25 protein-coding genes are annotated in these 20,255 nt (G+C 60.7%); 9 read left to right on the top strand and 16 right to left on the bottom strand.

The genetic code is table 11. The features are described from left to right. Positions 1–134: 134 nt before the first annotated feature. The 5 genes from QP941_RS10025 to QP941_RS10005 are packed head-to-tail and all read right to left on the bottom strand — an operon-like array spanning position 135 to position 3,604. A complete protein-coding gene (locus QP941_RS10025; RefSeq protein ID WP_284868827.1) occupies positions 135–875 on the bottom strand; it encodes a hypothetical protein in 741 nt (246 codons plus the stop codon). A 15-nt stretch (positions 876–890) separates the two neighbouring features. After that, entirely contained in the window at positions 891–1,307 is a 417-nt protein-coding gene (locus tag QP941_RS10020) for a DUF3151 domain-containing protein (protein ID WP_284844574.1), read from the bottom strand. Between the two features lie 31 nt (positions 1,308–1,338). Beyond that, positions 1,339–1,926, bottom strand: a complete 588-nt coding sequence (locus QP941_RS10015) for a Maf family protein (RefSeq protein WP_284868826.1) — start codon at positions 1,924–1,926, stop codon at positions 1,339–1,341. After that, entirely contained in the window at positions 1,926–2,135 is a 210-nt protein-coding gene (locus QP941_RS10010; RefSeq protein WP_239278896.1) for an acyl-CoA carboxylase subunit epsilon, read from the bottom strand. Before QP941_RS10010 ends, QP941_RS10015 begins: the two co-directional genes overlap by 1 nt. Before the next feature lie 8 nt (positions 2,136–2,143). Beyond that, complete coding sequence (locus QP941_RS10005; RefSeq protein ID WP_284868825.1) at positions 2,144–3,604, bottom strand: acyl-CoA carboxylase subunit beta; 1,461 nt, start codon at positions 3,602–3,604, stop codon at positions 2,144–2,146. Positions 3,605–3,954: 350 nt separating this feature from the next. Between QP941_RS10005 and QP941_RS10000 the strand changes: the two genes are divergently transcribed. From QP941_RS10000 to QP941_RS09990, 3 genes are read left to right on the top strand one after another with little or no spacing between them, the layout of a single operon-like run. Further along, positions 3,955–5,223, top strand: a complete 1,269-nt coding sequence (locus tag QP941_RS10000) for a hypothetical protein (protein WP_284868824.1) — start codon at positions 3,955–3,957, stop codon at positions 5,221–5,223. Positions 5,224–5,256: 33 nt separating this feature from the next. Beyond that, positions 5,257–5,829: a hypothetical protein gene (locus tag QP941_RS09995; RefSeq protein ID WP_284766794.1), complete on the top strand. Its 573-nt coding sequence runs from the start codon at positions 5,257–5,259 to the stop codon at positions 5,827–5,829. A 2-nt stretch (positions 5,830–5,831) separates the two neighbouring features. Next, positions 5,832–6,410 (top strand): hypothetical protein, encoded by a 579-nt coding sequence (locus QP941_RS09990; protein ID WP_284868823.1) that lies wholly within the window; start codon positions 5,832–5,834, stop codon positions 6,408–6,410. A 112-nt stretch (positions 6,411–6,522) separates the two neighbouring features. Here the strand turns inward: QP941_RS09990 and treS are convergent, their stop codons facing one another. From treS to QP941_RS09960, 6 genes are all read right to left on the bottom strand, one after another. Next, positions 6,523–8,013 (bottom strand): maltose alpha-D-glucosyltransferase, encoded by a 1,491-nt coding sequence (gene treS, locus QP941_RS09985; protein ID WP_284868822.1) that lies wholly within the window; start codon positions 8,011–8,013, stop codon positions 6,523–6,525. Then, positions 8,010–8,195 carry a hypothetical protein gene (locus tag QP941_RS09980; RefSeq protein ID WP_198492605.1) on the bottom strand — a complete coding sequence of 62 codons (186 nt, stop codon included), beginning with the start codon at positions 8,193–8,195 and terminating at the stop codon, positions 8,010–8,012. Before QP941_RS09980 ends, treS begins: the two co-directional genes overlap by 4 nt. Continuing rightward, positions 8,195–9,016, bottom strand: coding sequence for a carbohydrate ABC transporter permease (locus tag QP941_RS09975; protein ID WP_086587903.1), 822 nt, complete (start codon positions 9,014–9,016; stop codon positions 8,195–8,197). The genes QP941_RS09980 and QP941_RS09975 overlap by 1 nt, the downstream gene beginning before the upstream one ends. Then, entirely contained in the window at positions 9,016–10,020 is a 1,005-nt protein-coding gene (locus QP941_RS09970) for a carbohydrate ABC transporter permease (RefSeq protein ID WP_434736460.1), read from the bottom strand. The genes QP941_RS09975 and QP941_RS09970 overlap by 1 nt, the downstream gene beginning before the upstream one ends. A gap of 122 nt (positions 10,021–10,142) precedes the next feature. Further along, positions 10,143–11,396 (bottom strand): ABC transporter substrate-binding protein, encoded by a 1,254-nt coding sequence (locus QP941_RS09965; RefSeq protein WP_284868821.1) that lies wholly within the window; start codon positions 11,394–11,396, stop codon positions 10,143–10,145. A 166-nt stretch (positions 11,397–11,562) separates the two neighbouring features. Then, a complete protein-coding gene (locus QP941_RS09960) occupies positions 11,563–12,555 on the bottom strand; it encodes an ABC transporter ATP-binding protein (protein ID WP_284868820.1) in 993 nt (330 codons plus the stop codon). Between the two features lie 44 nt (positions 12,556–12,599). Here QP941_RS09960 and QP941_RS09955 point away from each other — a divergent pair, with 44 nt between their 5' ends. Both QP941_RS09955 and QP941_RS09950 read left to right on the top strand, forming a co-directional pair. Beyond that, positions 12,600–13,469: a biotin--[acetyl-CoA-carboxylase] ligase gene (locus tag QP941_RS09955; RefSeq protein WP_284597402.1), complete on the top strand. Its 870-nt coding sequence runs from the start codon at positions 12,600–12,602 to the stop codon at positions 13,467–13,469. A 24-nt stretch (positions 13,470–13,493) separates the two neighbouring features. Further along, complete coding sequence (locus QP941_RS09950) at positions 13,494–13,934, top strand: hypothetical protein (RefSeq protein WP_284868819.1); 441 nt, start codon at positions 13,494–13,496, stop codon at positions 13,932–13,934. Here the strand turns inward: QP941_RS09950 and budA are convergent. Then, complete coding sequence (gene budA, locus QP941_RS09945) at positions 13,912–14,643, bottom strand: acetolactate decarboxylase (protein ID WP_204610019.1); 732 nt, start codon at positions 14,641–14,643, stop codon at positions 13,912–13,914. The two genes, QP941_RS09950 and budA, sit on opposite strands and share 23 nt — an antisense overlap. Positions 14,644–14,722: 79 nt before the next feature. Here budA and QP941_RS09940 point away from each other — a divergent pair, with 79 nt between their 5' ends. From QP941_RS09940 to QP941_RS09930, 3 genes are all read left to right on the top strand, one after another. After that, positions 14,723–15,838 (top strand): 5-(carboxyamino)imidazole ribonucleotide synthase, encoded by a 1,116-nt coding sequence (locus QP941_RS09940; RefSeq protein WP_284868828.1) that lies wholly within the window; start codon positions 14,723–14,725, stop codon positions 15,836–15,838. A 24-nt stretch (positions 15,839–15,862) separates the two neighbouring features. Next, on the top strand, positions 15,863–16,363 hold the full coding sequence (gene purE / locus QP941_RS09935; RefSeq protein ID WP_005322524.1) for a 5-(carboxyamino)imidazole ribonucleotide mutase: 501 nt from the start codon (positions 15,863–15,865) through the stop codon (positions 16,361–16,363). 257 nt (positions 16,364–16,620) lie between these two features. Then, positions 16,621–17,484, top strand: coding sequence for a type IV toxin-antitoxin system AbiEi family antitoxin domain-containing protein (locus QP941_RS09930; protein WP_284766787.1), 864 nt, complete (start codon positions 16,621–16,623; stop codon positions 17,482–17,484). On the opposite strand, the gene QP941_RS09925 is transcribed toward QP941_RS09930, so the two are convergent. Beyond that, a complete protein-coding gene (locus tag QP941_RS09925; RefSeq protein WP_284766786.1) occupies positions 17,481–17,732 on the bottom strand; it encodes a type II toxin-antitoxin system Phd/YefM family antitoxin in 252 nt (83 codons plus the stop codon). The genes QP941_RS09930 and QP941_RS09925 overlap by 4 nt on opposite strands. Before the next feature lie 69 nt (positions 17,733–17,801). Here QP941_RS09925 and QP941_RS09920 point away from each other — a divergent pair, with 69 nt between their 5' ends. Next, positions 17,802–18,068: a type II toxin-antitoxin system RelE family toxin gene (locus QP941_RS09920; protein ID WP_284868818.1), complete on the top strand. Its 267-nt coding sequence runs from the start codon at positions 17,802–17,804 to the stop codon at positions 18,066–18,068. On the opposite strand, the gene rbsD is transcribed toward QP941_RS09920, so the two are convergent. The 3 genes from rbsD to QP941_RS09905 are packed head-to-tail and all read right to left on the bottom strand — an operon-like array spanning position 18,065 to position 20,251. Beyond that, positions 18,065–18,439, bottom strand: a complete 375-nt coding sequence (gene rbsD, locus QP941_RS09915; protein WP_284766784.1) for a D-ribose pyranase — start codon at positions 18,437–18,439, stop codon at positions 18,065–18,067. The two genes, QP941_RS09920 and rbsD, sit on opposite strands and share 4 nt — an antisense overlap. After that, entirely contained in the window at positions 18,432–19,340 is a 909-nt protein-coding gene (locus QP941_RS09910) for a ribokinase (protein ID WP_284868817.1), read from the bottom strand. The genes rbsD and QP941_RS09910 overlap by 8 nt, the downstream gene beginning before the upstream one ends. Continuing rightward, entirely contained in the window at positions 19,337–20,251 is a 915-nt protein-coding gene (locus QP941_RS09905; RefSeq protein WP_284868816.1) for a substrate-binding domain-containing protein, read from the bottom strand. Before QP941_RS09905 ends, QP941_RS09910 begins: the two co-directional genes overlap by 4 nt. Positions 20,252–20,255 lie beyond the last annotated feature (4 nt).

Below are 20,255 nucleotides of genomic sequence, written 5' to 3'. Positions count from 1 at the left end.
GATGCAATATCGAAATCAGACCCTTGAAGCCCTAACCGCCTAGAATTAAACCAGTCCAACTTTCGGGGGCCAGTTCACATTCCGCTGGGGCGCATTGTATTGCCGGCATAGGCGACTAAGTGCCGGCCTAAAAGTTAGTCGTAGGTGCCAAGCTGGTAGCTGGGAAGGTCAACCCACATCTTGTTAAATTCTTCGACTTCGCCGGATACCGGCTCGAGGGAATCGCCCTGTGCCCGCAGGCGCACAGTGTGGTGGGCGGTAATGCCCTCTGCGGTGGAGCGGCTGCGTTCTCCCCACGTGAAATCGACCTCGGTGTCTGAGACCGAGGTGACGCTCTCTACCTTGTGGAAGACGGACATGTCCTTGGCCGGAGCACCATTGACGTAGAAGGCTATGCCATCAGCAATCGAGGCGCCGGTGCCTGCCGGGCCGTCTAAATCACCCATTGAGCCGCGGAAGATGATCCAGCTAATCGTGGCGCACGGGTCATAGGAATTGTCGATATCGGCGATCCAGTAATTGAAATCACTGCCGTCATCGGCGGGCATGCGCCCCGGGGCCGTGCCAGAGGCGTAGACCTCGCGCGGATCGTTGGGCAGCTCCGTGCACTCGCTGTCCTTGCCCTTTTCCTGCTGCTGCGTGGTTGCCTCCTCGCCCCCGTCGGTGGACTCAGACGGGGAGGGTGCTGCTGCGGAAGCCGTGTCGTCTCCGCCGGAGGATTCATCCGCGGCAGGTGCTTGGCTGGAAAAGACCGGCTCTTGGGAGGAAGAAGAATCATCTTGAGCACCGCAGGCGCTCAGCGCGAGCGGCACGGAAGCGGTGAGCACTACGGCGGCGGAGAAGCGGCGTAGGCAGCGGGGTGTCACGGCAGGCATGTGGAAACTCCAGGATTAGTCGAGGAGGGTGGCGACGGAGTCCGGGTCGGCGTCGGAAAGCATCTGGCGAATGCGGTCGTATTCGTCGTCCTCGCCGATGGCCTTGGCTGCATGGCCAAGCGCGGCGATGGCGCGCAGGACTCCCTGGTTCGGCTCATGGGAGAAGGGGACAGGGCCCCAACCCTTCCAACCATTGCCGCGCAGGCGGTCGAGGCTGCGGTGGTAGCCCGTGCGCGCGTAGGCGTAGGCGGTGATGAAAGCGGATGGCTCAGAGCCCTCCTGTTGGTTGAGCTCTTGCTCCGCTAGGAGTGCCCACAGCAGCGGGGAATCGGGGTGGGCAACAATGCCGGCGGCGAGATCCGAGGTGGACTCTGCGCCGGGATCGGCTGGCAGCTCAATGGGTTTTGGGGCAAGCATGTCTTTCATTTCCATGCCACCCCACTGTAGCGACGCCGGCGCGCTGCTACCAGAAATCGGAGACGTTCAGGTCAAAGGCGTAGAGCGCGCGGCGCACCACCGGTAGCGATAGTCCGATAACGGAGGAAGGATCGCCTTCGATGCGGTCAATGAACCAGCCGCCCATGGCTTCCAAGGTGAAGGCGCCGGCGCAGTGGAGAGGCTCGCCGGAGTGGGCATAGGCGGCGATATCGGTCTCGCTGGCGTGAGCAAAGTGCACCGTGGTGGTGGACGTTTCCACATGGCGCTTATCGCCAAAGATGAGGCAGTGGCCGGTAAGTAGCTCGGCTGTGCGGCCGGCTTGCTGGTGCCAGCGCTTGATGGTGGCTTCCGCGGTATGGGGCTTGCCTTGGAGTTCGCCGTCAAGCAGCAGCATGGAATCGCCGCCGATGACGGGCTCGGCGGGGTAGCGCTCGGCCACCTTTTCAGCCTTGGCGGTGGCGAGGGCCGCCACGATATCGGCCGGCGGGTGGCCCGCGAGCGAGGCTTCCAGGGAGCGCTCGTCAATATCGGCTGGCTCCAATACGGGCTCCACGCCCGCGCCGCGCAGAATAGACGCGCGCGAGGGTGATTGGGAGGCAAGGATAAGCCGCATTAGAAGTACCGCACGGTGTGGAAGGCGGAGGGGTTGTAGACGCGCTGCGCGCCAAAGCGCTCGAAGCGCTCAGCCGGGTTGCCCCATTCATTGCGTTCTCCGGCAACGCCCGAGCGCTTGGCGCTCATCTGCGCCAATACGGTGCGCAGGGCCGCGAGCTCATCCTCGGTGGGATTGCCCTTGACTACCTTGATTTCCGGCGTAGACATTTCCCCTCCTAAACGGTTCCGTGCTTCTTCGGTACCTGGGCCACGGCCTTGCGCTCTAGCAGGCGCAGGCCTTCTACCAGGTAGTGGCGGGTTGCAGTTGGCTCGATAACATTATCGGCCAGCCCGCGCTCTGCTGCGGCATACGGGTGCAAGAAGAGCTCGTCCATCTCCTCTTCCTTGTCCTCCGAGCCATAGATGGCCAGGGAAGCTTGGGAGGCCTGGGTGACAGCAATTTCCGCGGTGGGCCATGCGTAGACCAAGTCCGCGCCGAGGTCCTTGGCGCCCATAAATACGTAGGCCGGGCCAATGGCCTTGCGGGTGATCACAGTGAGCTTGCCGACGCTCGCTTCAGCCTGCGCATAGGCAAACTTCGACGCCCTGCGCAGCAGGCCGGCCTTTTCCTCCTCCGGGGTAGGCACAAAGCCTGGGGAGTCCACGAATTCCACGATGGGGGTATTGAAAGCGTCGCAGGTACGCACGAAGCGTGCAGCCTTTTCTGCCGCGGCGGAGTCCAAGGCACCGGCCAGCGCCAGCGGCTGGTTGGCAACGATGCCGACGGCGCGGCCATCGATGTAGGCAAAGCCGGTAACGATGTTTTGTGCCGCCTCGGCAGAAAGCTCGAAGAAGGAGCCTTCATCGACGACAGCCTTGATGACCTCGCACATGTCATAAGCCTGCGCGGCGGTATCCGGGATGACACTATTGAGATCAAAGTCCGCGACACTACCGGCATCCACACGCGGCGCCGCGGCGCGGTTATTGGCGGGGAAGTAGGCCAGAACGTCGCGCACGAGGGACAAAGCCTGCTTGTCGTCGCTGGCCACCAGGTGGGCGGTGCCAGACTCGGCGTGGGCTGCGGCGCCGCCGAAGGTCTCTGGCTCCGCGCCGGCCACGTGGCTGGCGGCCTGGTGGAGGGCGGTGCCTTGGGTAACTACGAGGACATCGGCAAACGTCGGCGCGAACGCCGCAATGCCGCTGGTATTGCCTGCGACAACGGAAATCTGCGGGATGAGGCCCGAAGCCTGGGAGACTCGCGCCATGAGGCGGGCGTATCCGGCCATGGTGACGATGCCCTCTTGCACACGCGGGCCGGTGGATTCATAGATGCCGATGATGGGCACGCCGGTCTTGATGGCGAGGTCATATACCTTGGTGAGCTTTTCGGCATAAACCTCACCCATCGTGCCGTCGAAGATTTCGCCGTCCTGGCTAAAGACGCACACGCGGCGGCCGTCGATAGTGCCGTAGCCGGTGACCACGCCATCGGTATAGGGGCGGTCATGCTCACGACCAAAGTCGGTAGAGCGGTGACGGGCTAGCGCGTCCGTTTCCACGAAGGAGCCCTCATCGAGCAGCTGCGTCACGCGGGTGCGGGCGGCCGGCTCGCCTTCTCCCAGCGGCGCGCGGGACTCGGCGAGCTTGGTGTCCAGGTCCTCGATCTTGCCGGCGGTGGTTTTCAGGTCAGTCATAGGCCCCCACACTACTAGCGCACCCCGCTCAATGCGGAATGGAACGCTGCGGGAACGCGGAGTGGAAAACGATTGTGTGGTAAATGCCACTGCAACGTGGGCAGTGCGTAGAATCTGGGGATTCCCTGGGTGGTACCAGGCCGAAGGGCCCTAATCTGGGGGTGGGTTCTTCTGTAAACATTTAACGGTGCTGGGCAGGTGAGCACCCATTATTGCACCTCAAGGTGGGTAAAGGTATTAGAAAGAATTTCATTCAACTGTTGATGTGGGCCCTGTAAGCCCTTATTATTACCTGAGTCTTCATGAATGTTTCCCCTAATTTTTAACGATCTATTAAGGACGGTCTTCTGGTGATTAAAAAGGGACTGCGTTTGCTCGCACCGCTCGCCGTAGCGGCTCTTTTCACGCCAGTGGCACACGCGGGAGATGTTCCCCCGATGCCGCAGGCATATCCCATTTCCAACCTCTACAAGAGCTGCAGTGTCGCCGGCGACAATGCAGAGCGTGAATGGCGCTTTGCGGAAACCGGCCGCCGCTACATGAGCGACGGCACCCTGCAGTTTAAAAACACCACCAACCAAGAAGTGCCCTACACCGCCGAGGTAGAAACTGGTACCAATCACGAGATTGAAGCCAATTCCAAGGCCAAGCTGCCTTCCGGTTGGGACACCACCGCTAAGTCCGATATCGGTCTGAAGATGACCAACGGCTGGCGCGATAAAGAAACCTTCGGCCCTGTGAAGCTGAAGCCAGGTGAGTCCTTCCGCGTCGAATACGGCGTCATTGAAAAGGACTTCATCTCCATGTTCGTAGGCTGCAACGATGACCGCCTGGAAAACATCCCAGGCTCCAACGTCATCCGCGGTAAGGGCCCAGCCGAGCGCTACGCCTTTGCCTACATCATCAAGGCGGACGGCTCCGTATCCGATCTGGCCATGGAAATTCCCTCCCGTTCCCCGGGTGCAAACTCCAAGCCGATCGAGGGCAATTACACCTCTGTATCCGGCCCGAGCCTAGAAAAGATCGCCGATCCGAAGAAGGACGAGATCATGCAGCCTTCTGCAGATCTGCAGCGCGATCCCTCCTGGCCTAAGGAAGGCGATAAGTGTGAAGCCGGCGATACCTCCTGGTACCCGCTGGACATCACCGCGGTAAAGCCGACCTACCGCAAGGCTGGTTACTCCACGGACTTCCTCAACTGGTCCAAGGGTGACTACGAGTTTGCACCGGTAACTGACTTCGTCGTTGGTGCCGAGCACGCCCCGTACACCAACTGGCAGGGCAACCGCGGCGATATTCCAAAGGGCTGGCTGGAGTCCGTCGGTGCCGTAAAGCGCGCCTACATGCCGGTCGGCACCGAGCTCAAGCACGTCGACCTCAAGCCAGGCGAGCGCGTGCGTGTCGAGTATGGCACCACCATGACCCGCATTAACTACCGCGAGATTCACTGCGGCAAGAGCGGAAACTACGACCTCACCTCTAACTACAAGCAGACCTCCGCCCCGAGCGGCTTCTGGGCAGAGGCCAAGATCACCGATAAGGCCGGCAATACCCGCACCGAGGACGTCACTCCAGACGAATTCCGCGACCTGCCGGTTCCTACCCAGACCATCTACTAAACACCACCCGCATCTACGCAAGGAGAAAATTCCATGTTCAAGTCCAAGATTGCTTCTACCACCGCGGCTCTTGCCGTTGCTTCCGGCCTCATCTTCGCTCCGGCCGCTAACGCCCTGCCGCAGCGTGACCTCGGCCCGGCTAACCCGACCACCATCGGTGAGCGTTGCTCCAACCCGGGCGACACCGGCCAGACCGTTGACATCAAGCGCACCTACTTCGATGGCTCCGCCGGTTCCTGGACCGTGTCCAACTACAACGATGAGCCGTTGCCAGTAACCCGTTCCATCACCGAGACCAAGACCAAGACCTGGAATGTGTCCGCAGGCGTTGACTTCAAGCTGATGGACCTCATCAACTTCACCTTCTCCTCCAGCTACACCGATAGCCAGTCCTATGAGGTAGGCGAGCAGGTTGGTCCGTACAACATTGCTCCGGGCAAGACCGCCGTCCTGCGCGCCGGCTGGGTTGTCTCTGACTTCGAGGGCCAGAAGACCGTGTGCGGCTCCGACCACAAGTGGCAGGCCAACGGCGGCTCCTTCACCGCCACCCTGCCGAAGGAGCGCCACATTGAGGTCTCCACTCGCGATAACAACGATTGGGGCTAAACGTGAGCAAGACGTCCATCGCTAGCGCCCTCGCGGCGCTGAGCCTGGTGGCCGCTCCTGTTGCCCACGCCGCTGATTTCGGTGGGGACTTTGAGCTGCCCCAGCGCTGGAATGACGACTATAAGCCGGGCACGCATTGCTCGACGCCAGGTGAAAACGGCACCTACGTCACCGCAAAGCGCCGCTGGTTCAAGCAGACCGACGCCACCAGCGTGGCTAACCGCAACGCCGAGGAAGTACCGGTCAAGCACACCGTCACCCAGGCCCGTACCCAGACCATCGAGGTCTCCGGATCCGTTGAGGGCACCGACGAGCTGGCCAAGGTGCTGACCAAGACCTATGGCTTCAACTACGTCAGCGAGCAGCACTGGAAGCTAAACCAGGTGGTTGGCCCGTACACCTTGCCTGCGAACTCGCAGGGCAAGCTGGTGTGGGGCTTTACCATGCTCGACACTGACGGTCAGGATGTGCGCTGCAACTCTGACCAGCAGTGGGAAGCCCAGGGCAAGCCATACTCGGCTTCTGTGCCAGAAGCGCGCTACTCCGAGCTGCGCCTCGAAGACGCGCCTGAGTGGAACTAGGCCACCACAACTATTAAGCGCCCTCTCGGTCCATAAGGACCGACGGGGCGCTTTTCTCTGTGGGTTGCGCAGTGCGCCGGTAGGAGAGGAGGCTGCAGCTGCGCGCTAAGGCTTAGGCCGGCAGCCAGGCGTAGCCGTACGGTCCAAGCTCTACTGGGCCCAGATCGATGGACTGATCGCTGAAGTTGTGCAGGCACAGCAGATCGCCGCGCTGGTAGCCAAGGACGGCTTCCTCGCCCGTCTCGACCGGCTCGCACGGAGCGGTGCCGAGATCCGGATGGGCATGGCGCTCGGCAATCATGGAGCGGACGGTGTTGAGCAACGAGGTGGCGTCATCAAGCTGGGCGGCCACGGAGGTACCTCCCACAACCGGAAGGCGGGAAGGTGCGTTGGTACTGAAACCAGAGTGCTCGGAATCGTCCCACTGCATCGGGGTGCGCACCGCATAGCGGTCCGGGAGCGTGGTGTCATCGAGCATGCCAATCTCATCGCCGTAGTAGATAAACGGTGCGCCCGGCAGGGTCATCAGCAGCGAGAACATGAGCTCCACCTTGCGGCGATCGCCGTTCATCAGCGGCATCAGCCGGCGGGCAATGCCCACATGGGCGCGCATTTCATCATCGGGGAGGAAAGCCTCATACATCAGCTCGCGCACGTCATCGTCCACCATCTCCAGGGTGAGCTCATCGTGGTTGCGCAGGAAGGTACCCCACTGGCAGCCATCCGGCAGGGCGGGCAGCTCATCGAGGATGGAGTAGACCGGGGTGGCGTCGGCAAGCGCCAATGCTTGGTACAACCGCGGCATAACCGGGAAGTTGAAGACCATGTGGAAGCGCTCGCCCTTGCCATAGAACTGCATGGTCTCGGCCGGAGGCTGGTTGGCCTCCGCGATGAGCACCGCATCCGGGTAGTGGGTGTCCATGAAGGAGCGAATCTTCTCCACAAACTCGATGGTCTCCGGCAGGGACTCGCCACCTACACCATCACGTTCAAAGAGATAAGCAATGGCATCAAGACGCAGGCCGTCCAACCCCTTGTCCATCCAGAAGGACAAGATCTTGAACACTTCCTCCTGCACGGCCGGGTTATCGTAGTTCAAATCCGGCTGGTGGGAGTAGAAGCGGTGGAAGTAGTACTGGCCGCGCTGGTCATCCCAGGTCCAATTGGATGTCTCCACGTCGGTGAAAATGACACGGATTTCGGGATAGCGCTCCGGGTCATCGCCCCAAACATAGAAATCGCCATACGGGCCGGTGGGATCCGTGCGGGAGGCCTGGAACCACGGGTGATCGGAGCTGGTGTGATTGAGTGCCAAATCCGTCATAATGCGCATGCCGCGGCGGTGCAGCTGCGCAATGAGCTCTTCAAAGTCCTCCATCGTGCCGTAATCCGGATGGATGGAGTAATAGTCCGCGATATCGTAGCCATCATCGCGCAAGGGGCTGGCATAAAACGGCGAGAGCCACAGGCAGTCCACGCCGAGCCACTGGAGGTAATCCAGCTTATCGATGACCCCGCGCAGCGTGCCTACACCCTTTTCTCCATCGGCCTTGAAGGATCCGACGAGGGCCTGGTAGAAGACGGCATTGTGGTACCAGCTCATGAAAGGTCCTTTCTTTTCGCCCGCCAGGTCAGATAGGTAAGGAGGCACAGGGCGCCGGCCAGGAGGCCGGGCCATAGGGCGGGGGAGTCGTGGAAGAGATTGAGTACAGCTTGGATAACCGCGAGGAGGCTAAAGAAACCGAGGAAACCCAGGGCGGTATCCCACAGCATGGCCCGGCGCATTAGGCCTTAACACCGCCCGCGGTCAGGCCGGCGACGATGCGGTGCTGGAAGATGAGCACCATGATGACCAATGGGATGGTCACCAACGCGCCGGCGGCCATGGTGGCGGCATAGGGGTACTCGAAGGCGGAGGGGCCGGAAAAGCGTGCAATGGCTACGGTCACCGGCTCGGTATCGGTGGTGGAAAGCTGCTTGGCCAGCATGAACTCATTCCACGTGGTGATAAAGGCGATGATCGCGGTGGTAAACAGCGCCGGCGCCGCAAGCGGCAGAAGTACGAGGCGGAAGGCCTGGGAGCGCGAGGCACCATCCACCCGGGCTGCTTCTTCCAGTTCCCAAGGCAGCTGGCGGAAGAAGCTCAGCAGCGTATAGACCGTCAGCGGAAGCGCGAAGGAAATATTGGGGATGATCATCGCGCGGTAGGTGCCAATCCATTCCAGGTTGCCAAAGAGCTGGAAGAGTGGGGTGACCAAGGCAATGGCTGGGAACATGGAGGCAGCCAGGATAATGCCGGTGACGATTCCCTTGCCCGGGAAGTCGTACCGGGAGAGCGCATAGGCGGTAAAGACGCCGATGAGCACGGCCACAGCGGTGGTAACCAGGGAAATAAGCAGCGAGTTACCGAGCGCGGCCAGGAAGTCATTTCCCTTATCGGTAGCCAAGGCATCGCGGAAATTATCCAGCGTGACGTGGGTGGGCCACGGAGTGGTATCGAAGGTAAAACGTTGATCCCGCAGCGCCGTCACCAGCATCCAGTAAAAGGGCGCCAGACCCCAGAACATGATGAAGACGATGCCGGCGTAGTGTCCGAATTTACGCATTATTTAGCTGCCTTCCTGCCGGAGACATCCGCGCCAAGGAAGCGGATGAGGATAAAGGCGACGACGAAAATGAGAAGGAAAATAAGGGTGGAGAGCGCGGAGGCGGAGTTGAAGTTTCCTTGGCGCATATCCTCTACCACCAGCTGGGAAATGGTCGCGGTGGGGGAGTTGGAGGAGCTAGAAATCATGATGACCGGTAGGTCATACATGCGCAGCGCATCCAGGGTACGGAAGAGCACAGCCACCATGAGCGCCGGGCGCACCAGCGGGAGCGTGATGCGGAAGAAGGCCTGAATACGGTTGGCGCCGTCCACGCGAGCGGCATCGTAGACGTCCTTCGGGATCATCTGCAGGCCGGCCAGGATGAGCAACGCCATGAATGGTGCTGTCTTCCATACATCCGCGATGATGACAGCCAGGCGAGCGTAGAACGGGTCCGTGGTCCAAGCAATGTTCGCACCAAGCAGCGAATTAACGATGCCATCGGGGGCGAACATGAACTGCCATAGCTTGGCCGTCACGGCCGTAGGAATGGCCCAGGGGATAAGTACCGCAGCGCGCACCAGGCCGCGGCCGCGGTACTCACCATTCATGATGAGAGCCATCAACATGCCCAGGATGGTCTCCAGCAGCACGGTAACGATGGTGAAAAAGAGCGTGATCTTTACCGCCGGCCAAAAGTCCGTGGCTATAACGCCCGGCGGGCAGGTAGAAATCTGCCCGGTGCCGGAAACACATCGGTTATTAATCCAGTACAGATAATTTTCCAGCCCGGCAAAGCCGCCTTCCTCAAAAAGCCCCGTTTGCGGGTTGAGCTGCCTATTGCCTTGGAAGGACAGGAAAATAGCGCGGATGATGGGGTAGCCGATGATGACGGCAAGCACGATGAGCGCCGGAGCAATTAGTCCGGCCACGCGCCCATAATTCTTGCGCTGGGGCTTCGGCGCGCTTGCCGACGCCCCCTTCGGCGCCCCCTTGGACGCAGTCGGCGAAGCTATAGCCACGCTGGACCGCCTTTCTGTTCAAGAAATGCAATGTATTGGCTAGATTCTATCCCCATTAGGGGAGTGAAAACCACAAAGGGTGAGGCAGCGGGGTGTCCGCCTACCTCACCCGGATTGGGCGTTTAGCCCTGGGAAGCCGATTCGATGGCCGCCTTCATATCGGCGGTGGCATCATCTACCGACTTGCCATCCGTCAATGCAGCGTAGGCATTGTCTTGGATGGCCTTGGAAATTGCCGAATAGAACGGGGAAACCGGGCGCGGTGCCGCGTTCTCCAGAGATTCCTTGAGTGCCGGCAGGTACGGGAACTCCTGCTGTAGCTGCGGGTCATCGTAGATGGAAGCCAAGACCGGCGGGAAGGACTGCTCCGCAAAGGACTTCTGGTTGTCCTCATTGATGATGAACTTCATGAAGTCGAGCGCAGTGCCCTTATTCTTGGAGTTGATATTGATGCCGTTGTTATAGCCGCCCAGCGTGGACACACCTACGCCATCCTTGCCCAGCGGGGCCTGAACCTCGACGTCGACGCCGGCATCCACCGCGTTGGAGTACATATACGGCCAGTTCATGGCGAAGGCGGTCTTGCCCTCTGTAAAGGCCATATTGGTTTCTTCCTCGGTGGCGGCGGTGGAGTCCTTGGAAATGGTCTCATCCTTGTAGGCATCCACCATGGCCTGCAGGCCGTCCTTGGCCTCCTTGGAATCAACGGTGACGTTGCCGTCCTTATCTAGGACAGAACCACCCCAACCTTCCATAAAGTCGGCGGTGTTGAGTGCCAAGCCCTCGTACTGCTTGAACTGGGTGGTCAGGCAGTCCTTGCCCTTGTCCAGTGCCTTGCACGCGGACTTAAGGTCCGCGAACTTCTCCGGTGCCTTATCTGCGAGCTCGGTGTTGCGGAAAAGCAGCTGTCCGTTGGTGTTTTGCGGCAGCGCGTAGAGCACATCGTTATAGGTGGCAGACTCCACGGTGGCCGGCAAAAGCTCATCCGTATCGGTTTCAAAGTCACCATTGAGCGGCTGGAGCCACTGGTTGGCGGCGAACTCCGCGGTCCACACCACGTCGAGGGCCATGACATCGTAGTCATCGCTGCCCGCCTGCAGGGACTGCACCAAGGTTTCGCGCTGGGCGTCGGCCTCGCCGGCCAGCTCCTTGAGGGTGACCTTCTCGTCTGGGTGCTGCTCGTTCCACTTCTCGATGATGGGGGTCACCTTGTCCGTGTCATTTTTGCCCATGGCAAAAGTGATGGGGCCGCGCGCATCCGCGCCGCCCTCAGAAGAACCGCCCTCGGCGGAATCGGAGGAGGAGGAAGAAGAGCAGCCGGCCAGTGCCAATACTGCGGTTGTCGCAACGGTGGTGCGAAGCAGAAATTTCTTCATGGAATTCACCTTTCGGAAAACTTTCGGTTCTTTAAACCTAAAATACGGACACCAAAAGGTGGATAATTTTGACCTATTTAACTCTAAACGGGGGTAGAAAAGGGGCTGTGGGTGGCGGGGACGCGTACCTGCGTCCCTACCACCCACAGCCTAGCCTCCGCTAGAACTAGTCCTGCGCGATGCGGCGGCCCGTTTCCGGATCGAAGCGGTGCGCCTCGCGTGGGTTGAAGGTCAGCACGACCTCCTCGCCGCGCTGTGGTGGGGTACCTTCGGCACGGGCGACCAGGCGATTTTCGCCCACGGTGACGTAGACAAAAGACTCCGCGCCGAGTTCTTCCACGATGTCTACGACGCCCTGGAAACCCACCGGGCCCTTATTGATGAACATCTTTTCCGGGCGCACGCCCACGCGGGAGCCGTTGTAATCAAAGATATTCATCGCCGGCGAGCCGATGAAACCGGCGACGAATTCGTTCGCGGGGGCGTCGTAAAGCTCGCGCGGCGGGGCTACCTGCTGCAGCTCGCCGTCCTTGAGCACCGCCACGCGGTCGCCCATGGTCATTGCCTCAACCTGGTCGTGGGTGACATACACGGTCGTCGTGCCCAGGCGCTGCTGGAGGCTGGCCAACTCCGCGCGGGTCTGTACGCGCAACTTGGCATCCAGGTTGGACAGCGGCTCATCCATGAGGAAGGCCTTCGGCTCGCGGACAATAGCGCGGCCCATGGCCACGCGCTGGCGCTGGCCGCCGGACAGATCCTTGGGCTTGCGCTTGAGATACTCGGTCAGGCCGAGCGTTTCCGCCGCCTCGTGCACCTTGGCCTTGATCTCGGCCTTGGGGAGCTTCGCCAGCTTCAGGGCAAAGCCCATGTTCTCCTCTACCGTCAGGTGCGGGTAGAGGGCATAGTTCTGGAAGACCATGGCGATATCGCGATCGCCTGGCTCCAGGTTGGTCACATCCTTGCCGTCGATGGTGATGCGGCCGCTGGATGTAGGTTCCAGGCCCGCCAGTGCGCGTAGCGTTGTGGACTTGCCGCAGCCCGATGGGCCAACGAGGACTAGGAATTCGCCGTCTGCGATATCGAGGTCCAAGTCTCTTACCGTGGGCGCGCTCGCGCCGGGGTAGGTGATGTTGACCTTTTCAAAAGTGACCTTTGCCATGCGCAACACACTAGCACCATTGGCGGCCGGTATCCTTGAAGCTTATGACTGCACTTGATTTGGAACGCATTCGCACCGCGCTGGCGGACGATTTCACCACCATCGATTTCGTGGAAAAGACCGGCTCCACCAATACCGATTTGATGCAGGCCACCAACGTTGCGGATGGCACCGTGCTGCTTGCCGACGAACAACTCTCCGGCAAGGGCCGCCTCGGCCGCACTTGGACCGCGCCGGCCGGCTCCCAGGTCATCTTCTCTGTGCTCTTGCTGCCGGAATCCCTCGAGCACCTGGGCACCCTGCCGCTGGCCGCGGGCCTCGCGGTGACCGATTCGATCGAGGGCACCGTGCTGAAGTGGCCAAACGACGTGCATATCGACGGCAATAAACTGTGCGGCATCCTCGCCGAGGCCGGTCCCGTGGGCCAAGCCTTCAAAGCCGCGCCAAAGACCGAGCTCACCAAGGTGGAAGTAGGCAAGGCTGAAGTTAACAAGGCCGAAGTAAATAAGGCTGAAGTCAATAAAGCAGAGGTTAATAAGGCAGTAGGTGGCGCCGCACCCTCCGCGCGCGTCGTCGTGGGCATGGGCATCAATGTCACCCTGACTCGTGAGGACCTACCGATTGAAAAGGCCACCTCGCTCGCGCTCGAGGGCCGCGATACGGACCGCACCGAGCTGGCTATTACCGTGTTGAAGAACCTGCGCCGTCGCATCGTGCAATGGGAGAACCAAGATCCGCAGCTCTTGCGCGACTACCGTGCGGTCTGCTCCTCGCTCGGCCAGGAGGTGCGCCTAGAAACCCCGTCCGGCGATGTCACGGGACACGTCGATGACATCGGCGAGGACGGCCGCATCATGGTCGCCGGCGAGTACTATTCCGCGGGTGATGTCACGCACCTGCGTCCACGGAAGTAGACACGCGAGGTAGCATCCATAGCTATGGGACTAATGAAGATGGGCCAAGGTGAGGTCAAGCGCGCGGATGTCTCCGCGCCGTTTCGCGCGCTGATTTTCCCCTTCCTCGAGCTCATCCTCATCACCGGCCTGCTGTGGATCGCTATCGGCTGGTGCGATGTCCAGGCAGTAGACCCGATGCTGCGCAACGGCCTCGTCGCGGTCTGGGCGCTGCTGGGAATCTGGCGCTTTCTCATTCCTCTTTATAAGTCCCGCCGCAAGCGCTTCATCGTGACTAATAGGCGCGTCATCGCGCGTGAGGGCCGCAATATCGATTCGATTCCGCTGCAGGATATCCGCGGTGCCCGCAAGCGCCGGGGCGGGGTATCCCTAGCAATTCACGGCTGGGACCGGGCCATGTATTTTCCCAACGTGGCTAAGCCCAAGCGCGTGGCCGAGATTATTAATGATCGCCCTTGGTTTTAACCTCGGTGGTATGAAGCTGGCTATCCAGATCCTCGGGGGAGAGGTTAGCTCGGCTAAATTCTTGCGTCAGCGGCAGGCGCAGCTCTAGGTCGGAGGCGGGGCAAAGCTCAACCGTTGCCTTATCCACTACGTAGTCCAGCACGTGGCCACCGGAGGTGCGGGCGGCGTCGATAAAGTGCACGTGGCAGCCCGGTACCGAGATGCCCTTTTCATAGACGGGGGTGCGGAAGCCACCGATAACGCCCTCGACGTCCTTAAAGTGCAGCTCCTTATCGCCGCCCACGGCTTCAGACATTGGCGGGTAGGGCTTTTCTTGTTTGACCACCGTGCGGGTGGTCACCTCTTTGAACGTGCCCACGATGCGCACCGCGTACATGTAGTTAGCGGAAGGCTCGAGCTTATCGATGAACGCGGAAAGCTGATCGCGGCGCAGGCCCGCGGGGGCGTCGGCAGTAATGCGCGGGACAAAGTTCGTGGCCACCGCGTAAGGGGTGCGCTGGTCCAAGTCTGCAATCTGCGCGGAGCCATCGCCGCGCAGCTGGTAGCAGGTGCCGTCCAAAATGATCATCTCTCCGTCGAGGCCATCAAAAGTGCCGAGGCCAAAATTGCCCTTACCAAGCAGTTCCGAAATGGTCATTTCGCCGTCATAAATGCCGTCCAGCAAAGCGGTCATGAGGGAATTTTGGAAGATGGTATGACGAGTGAACATAGTATCCAGGCTAGTATTGGGGGACGTGAGTGACTTAAAGCCTATTGTAACTGTTTGTGGCGACGGCCAGCTGGCTCGCATGATGCAGCCGGCCGCCGCAGAACTCGATATTCACCTGCGGATTTTGGCTAGCAATCCGGATTCCTCCGCCGCGCAGGTCACCCCGGACGTGGTGCTGGGGGATTACACCTCCTTGGAGGAGCTGCGCGGCGTGGCAGAGGGCGCGGATGCCATTACTTTCGAGCATGAGCATGTGCCCAACGAGCACTCCGCCGCGCTTATCGACGCCGGATTTAACGTCCAGCCACAGCCCACCGCCCTCATCTACGCGCAGGACAAGCTGAAGATGCGCGAAAAGCTCGCCGCGCTGGGCGCTCCCGTGCCGCGCTTTGCCGCCATCGACTCGGTGGCCGATGCCCGCGCCTTTTTCGACGCCGTCGATGGCCGCGTGTGCCTCAAGGCCCGCCGTGGTGGATACGACGGCAAGGGCGTATGGTTCCCCACCGCCGATAATTGCTTTGAGCTGGTCTCCGAGCTCCTCGAGGCCGGAACCCCGCTGATGGCAGAGGAAAAGGTGGACCTTACCCGCGAGCTTTCCATCTTGGTAGCCCGCCGTCCTTCCGGTGAGGCCAAGGTGTGGCCGATCACCCAGTCCCGCCAAGAAAACGGCATCTGTGCCGAGGCCATTGCTCCCGCCCCCGGCCTTGCGCCGGAACTCGCCCAGCGCGCGTCCGAGCTGGGCCTGTCCATCGCCGAGTCCCTCGGCGTGACCGGCGTGCTGGCCGTCGAACTCTTTGCCTTCGACGGCCCTGAGGGCGAGGATATCTCCGTCAACGAACTGGCCATGCGCCCGCATAACACCGGCCACTGGACCCAGGACGGCAGCGTGACCTCCCAATTTGAGCAGCACCTGCGCGCCGTACTCGACCTCTCCTTGGGCGCAGTCGACGCGCTCGCACCCGTTACCGTGATGGCCAATGTTTTGGGCGCCGACGAAGATCCCGCCATGCCTATGCCGGAGCGCGTCCGCGAGGTCATGCAGCGCTACCCGCAGGCCAAGATTCACCTTTACGGCAAGGACCATCGCCCCGGCCGCAAGATTGGCCACGTCAACGTCACTGGTGAAGATACCGACGAGACCCTGACCATCGCCCGCCAGGCCGCGCACTTCCTCGTGCACGCCACATGGGCTTAAAATCCTGCCTGTAGAAAGGACACTATGCAACCGCATGTAGGCATCATCATGGGCTCCGATTCCGATTGGCCCACCGTTGAACCCGCCGCTCAGGTCCTCGCGGACTTCGGCATCCCCTTCGAGGTCGGCGTGGTCAGTGCCCACCGCACCCCGGAAAAGATGCTGGCCTATGCAAAGGAAGCCCACACCCGCGGGTTGAAGGCGATTATCGCCTGCGCTGGCGGTGCCGCGCACCTTCCCGGCATGGTCGCTGCGGCCACGCCGCTGCCGGTCATCGGCATCCCGCGCGCACTGAAGGATCTCGATGGCCTCGACTCCCTCCTGTCCATCGTGCAGATGCCCAGTGGCGTGCCGGTAGCCACCGTCTCCATCGGCGGTGCGAAGAACGCCGGCCTGCTCGCCGCCCGCATCCTCGGCGCTGGTGACCCCGCCATCCAAGACAAAATGGTGGATTACCAGAAGCAGATGGCCGAGGAAGTAGAGCAGAAGGATAAGAACCTGCGCGACAAGCTGCTAGGGGAGTAGCTCTCCGGTCTAAGGCCAAACAAAACAAGCACGTTTTAGCCAAAACAACGTAGTTTTTCGGCAAAACGTGCTTGTTTTGTCTCCTAGTCTCTAGCGAAGTTCTCGTCGCCCCTTGCCAACATGCCAAACAAGCACGATTGGGCAAAATTCGCGGAGGAAAAGGGTAAAACGTGCTTGCTTTGCATCGTTGTAGCCTGCGGGGTGAGGAAGCGTGCTTTAAGCTTTCGGGCAGGGGAATAATGCTCAAAGGGGGAAGCATGGAAGAAGTACTGGTTTCAGGCTTAAGCAGGGGCGAGCTTAAAACTCATGTAGCGAATGGAAAGATAATCCGAATCGGCCGCGGGATCTATACGTGGCGGGAACCGACTCCCATGGAAGTAGCTCGCATCCTGCACAAGCGGTGGCCTGGAATCATGCTTGCAGGCAGCTCTGCGGTGCAGCTGTACTCCAAGAAGGAGATGACCTTTCCTCTGAAATTTGCCTACAAGCATGTCGTGAGTGGTTCGCAGTGGTTTGAAGTCGAGCGAACGCGGCAGAAAACGAGATTTACGTTTGAAGGTATCCCTGTGCAAAATCCCCTGCTAGCGGCTGCTGCGGTGGATGACGATCAAGCAGTAACGATGCTTGAAACGCGATATCAAAACAGGCGCGGTAAGCAAGCCTTAGAAAAAGACCTCGGATGTATCGCACGGGTACCAGCTCGGGTTCGGGAATTAGTGAACAAATCTGCGGTAGGTGCAGATAGCGAAGCAGAAAGGAAAGTAGTCCGCGCGCTTCAGCGGCGTGGGAAGAAGGTTCAGGTAAACCACCAGATAGGTCCCTATTTATGGGACATCGTTGTAGGGAAGGTCGCCGTTGAAATCGATGGCTATGACTTCCATAAGGCGGAGGATTTGGGGACTTTCGTTAAAGACCGCTGGAAGGGAAATGATGCGGCGCTAAGAGGGTATACCGTTCTTCGCTATTCAGGCAGCTGCGTTAAGCATCACTTGGTGGATGTGGTTCAACAGATTTCTGAGGCTCATGAGGGGCGAACGAATTTCGGCTCTCTTGCTCACGAATCCGTGTGGCGTTGGCATTGGCTTTTAGCCGGGTATGCAGCCGAGCCGATTTACGGCTAGCGCCTTTCAATTTCTTCCGTGACCTGCTCAAAAGAGAAGCGTTCGCCGGTATCGGCGGCGCGGGCTTGGCGGAGGGCTTCAGCATCTGCGGCGGCTTCGAGGCGGTCAAGGAATGCTAGTTCTTGAGGCGAAATGATAACTGCGGCTTCCTTACCGTTGCGGGTGACAACGGTGCGGGTGCCTGCGTAGTGGGCTTGGTCAATGACTTGGCCTAAGCGGGTGCGGAGTTCGGAAAGTGGCAAAGACAATGAAAGCTCCCAAAACATCAAAGTACTACTAGTACCAAGTTAGCAAAGAGTACAACTTTTTAAGAGGTCATGGACTACAACATCGCGTTTACGCGGCAGGCCAAGCGAGAGTTACAAAAAATCCATCAGGGAAACCGAAAGCAATATCAACGGATTAAGCGCGCGATCGGTGGACTGGCCCAAGACCCATATCCACCAGGATCTATCGCTTTGTCCGGCAGGAGTGGCCGAAGAATAAGGGTGGGAAATTACCGCGTGCTGTACTCCGTTGAGGAGCAAGAAGTGCTGGTGGAAGTGTTTACCGTAGGGGCACGCGGAAGCGTTTATAAGCGCTAGAAAGGCACGCCGGAGCGCAGGATGACATTGGCAAACGGCGTGGTGGAACCGGTGCGCACGACGAAGGAGGCGCGGGCGACCTCGCGCTTGAGGTCATCGTGGGAGACCTCGGTAAGCGGTACTGCGGGAAGCAGGGAGCGCACCTCGGGCGGGGTGGCATCGGCGATGGTGGCGGCTTCGACCACGACCTCCTCAAGGAGGGCGGACAGCGTATCGGCGAAGGTGGGGATGCCGAAGGTCAGCGTGAGGTCGATGACGGGCACATCGTGGGGGATGGGCAGGCCGCAATCGGCGATAACGAAGGTATCGGTGTGCCCGAGGCGGGCGACGGCGCTGGTGAGCGCGGGATTGAGCAGGCCGGATTTACGCATCGGTGACCTCCGGCAATGCGGATTCGGTGGTGGGGTAAGAAGGTTGTGCGCCGTTACCGGTGGCGGCGAAGGCGCCGACGCGGGCAGCGAAGGTGGCGGCATCGACAAGCGAGGCACCGGTGAGCAGCTGGGCGCAGAACGCACCCGCGAAGGCATCGCCGGCACCGGTGGTATCCACGGCGGTCACGCGCGGGGTGGGGATATCCGTGCCGCCTTCCGGGGTAGCCACGTAGGCGCCGTGGGCGCCAAGGGTGAGAACAACAGAGCGGAAACCGGCCTCTACCAGGCGGTGGGCGAGCTCGCGCGGGGCGCCCTCTGTAGGTAGGCCGAGTTGGTCCAGGATGAGCCCTGCTTCATGTTCATTGGCCAGCAAAGGATCGGCCTGCAGGAGCGAGTCGCGGTCGACCTCGACCACGGGCGCGAGGTTGACCACCACTCGGCCTTGGGCCGCCTCGACCGCGGCCTGGAAACCGGAGGCGGGGATTTCGCCCTGGAGGAGGACTACATCGGCATCGGCGATGGTGGAGGCGCGGGAGGAGACAAAGGGGGCGTCGACAAGCGCGTTGGCACCGGGGGAGATGACGATGGTGTTCTCGCCATCGGCCGAGACGGTAATGACGGCCAGGCCGGTGTTGGTATCGGCCTGCTCCACGGCGCCCAGATCGATGCCGGAGGTGCGCATGTAGTGCATCGCAGGCTCGGCATAGGGATCGGAGCCGACCGCGCCCACGAAGGCCACGGTGGCGCCCAGCTGCGCGGCCGCGACAGCCTGGTTAGCGCCCTTGCCCCCGGCCAAGATGTCGCCGCCAGAGCCCAGCAGAGTCTCGCCGGGCTGTGGGTGGCGCTCGGCGTGCACGATGAGATCGGCATTGATGGAACCGACGACGGTTAGCTTGCTCATTGGAAATCCTCCACATTGTCGCGGGTGACGGTGATGACCTCGACGGGGACGTTCTTCTCCGCCGCGCCACCGTGCAGGAGCGCTGCGGCTTGTTCGATGGCGCGGGCACCGAGCTCTGCGGGCTGCTGGGCGATGGTAGCTTCTAGCTTGCCATCTTTGACCGCCTTGAGGCCATCGAAGGTGCCATCAAAAGCCACTACCTTGACCTCAGATCCAGCGCGCGAGCCCAACGCCTCGACCGCGCCGAGCGCCATTTCATCGTTCTCTGCAAAGATGGCCTTGATATCCGGGTTGGCCTGCAGCAGGTTGGTGGCGACGTTGAGGCCTTCCGTGCGGTCGAAATTCGCCGATTGCTTGCCGACGACCCGAATGTCCCCATACTTCGCAATCTGCTCTTCAAAGCCCTTGCCGCGCTCGCGCGAGGCCGAAGTACCGGCGGTGCCCTGCAGGATGAGGATATCGCCCTTTTCCCCGATGGCTTCAGCGAGCTTATCTGCCGCCTGCGCGCCGCCGGCGACGTTATCGGAGGCCACCATGGAATCCAGCTCTACGCCGTTGACATCGCGGTCCACGCCGATGACGGGCACCCCGTCATTTTTGATGCCGCGCACGGCTGGGGCAACGGCATCGGAATCGGTGGGGTTGACCACGACGACCTTGGCGCCCATGGAAGTGGCATTGCCCAGCTGATTGACTTGCTGGGCGGGGTCATCGGAAGCGTCTTGGATATCTAGCGGAACGCCGAGTTCCTTAGCCTTATCTTGTGCGCCGTGGCGAAGTTCGACGAAGAAGGGGTTGGTCTGTGTGGAGAGCGCAAGAGTGATGCGGTTGCGGTCCTCTTCCGAGCGATTGCAGGAGGCAAGGCCCAGCGCGAGGGCGGGTACGAGGAGGGCGGCGATGAGCTTTTTCATAGCA

Origin of the sequence: Corynebacterium sp. MSK150 (genome assembly GCF_030229215.1) — a bacterium.
Taxonomy (GTDB): Bacteria; Actinomycetota; Actinomycetes; order Mycobacteriales; family Mycobacteriaceae; genus Corynebacterium.
This window is presented reverse-complemented; position numbering and strand designations above follow the sequence as displayed.

Bases quoted from the DNA above. Each gene is read 5' to 3' on its own strand.
- QP941_RS10025 (WP_284868827.1), bottom strand. From the start codon at position 875: ATGCCTGCCGTGACACCCCGCTGCCTACGCCGCTTCTCCGCCGCCGTA.
- QP941_RS10020 (WP_284844574.1), bottom strand. From the start codon at position 1,307: ATGGAAATGAAAGACATGCTTGCCCCAAAACCCATTGAGCTGCCAGCC.
- QP941_RS10015 (WP_284868826.1), bottom strand. From the start codon at position 1,926: ATGCGGCTTATCCTTGCCTCCCAATCACCCTCGCGCGCGTCTATTCTG.
- QP941_RS10010 (WP_239278896.1), bottom strand. From the start codon at position 2,135: ATGTCTACGCCGGAAATCAAGGTAGTCAAGGGCAATCCCACCGAGGAT.
- QP941_RS10005 (WP_284868825.1), bottom strand. From the start codon at position 3,604: ATGACTGACCTGAAAACCACCGCCGGCAAGATCGAGGACCTGGACACC.
- QP941_RS09995 (WP_284766794.1), top strand. From the start codon at position 5,257: ATGTTCAAGTCCAAGATTGCTTCTACCACCGCGGCTCTTGCCGTTGCT.
- treS (WP_284868822.1), bottom strand. From the start codon at position 8,013: ATGAGCTGGTACCACAATGCCGTCTTCTACCAGGCCCTCGTCGGATCC.
- QP941_RS09980 (WP_198492605.1), bottom strand. From the start codon at position 8,195: ATGCGCCGGGCCATGCTGTGGGATACCGCCCTGGGTTTCCTCGGTTTC.
- QP941_RS09975 (WP_086587903.1), bottom strand. From the start codon at position 9,016: ATGCGTAAATTCGGACACTACGCCGGCATCGTCTTCATCATGTTCTGG.
- QP941_RS09965 (WP_284868821.1), bottom strand. From the start codon at position 11,396: ATGAAGAAATTTCTGCTTCGCACCACCGTTGCGACAACCGCAGTATTG.
- QP941_RS09960 (WP_284868820.1), bottom strand. From the start codon at position 12,555: ATGGCAAAGGTCACTTTTGAAAAGGTCAACATCACCTACCCCGGCGCG.
- QP941_RS09955 (WP_284597402.1), top strand. From the start codon at position 12,600: ATGACTGCACTTGATTTGGAACGCATTCGCACCGCGCTGGCGGACGAT.
- QP941_RS09950 (WP_284868819.1), top strand. From the start codon at position 13,494: ATGGGACTAATGAAGATGGGCCAAGGTGAGGTCAAGCGCGCGGATGTC.
- budA (WP_204610019.1), bottom strand. From the start codon at position 14,643: ATGTTCACTCGTCATACCATCTTCCAAAATTCCCTCATGACCGCTTTG.
- QP941_RS09940 (WP_284868828.1), top strand. From the start codon at position 14,723: ATGATGCAGCCGGCCGCCGCAGAACTCGATATTCACCTGCGGATTTTG.
- purE (WP_005322524.1), top strand. From the start codon at position 15,863: ATGCAACCGCATGTAGGCATCATCATGGGCTCCGATTCCGATTGGCCC.
- QP941_RS09930 (WP_284766787.1), top strand. From the start codon at position 16,621: ATGGAAGAAGTACTGGTTTCAGGCTTAAGCAGGGGCGAGCTTAAAACT.
- QP941_RS09920 (WP_284868818.1), top strand. From the start codon at position 17,802: ATGGACTACAACATCGCGTTTACGCGGCAGGCCAAGCGAGAGTTACAA.
- rbsD (WP_284766784.1), bottom strand. From the start codon at position 18,439: ATGCGTAAATCCGGCCTGCTCAATCCCGCGCTCACCAGCGCCGTCGCC.
- QP941_RS09910 (WP_284868817.1), bottom strand. From the start codon at position 19,340: ATGAGCAAGCTAACCGTCGTCGGTTCCATCAATGCCGATCTCATCGTG.
- QP941_RS09905 (WP_284868816.1), bottom strand. From the start codon at position 20,251: ATGAAAAAGCTCATCGCCGCCCTCCTCGTACCCGCCCTCGCGCTGGGC.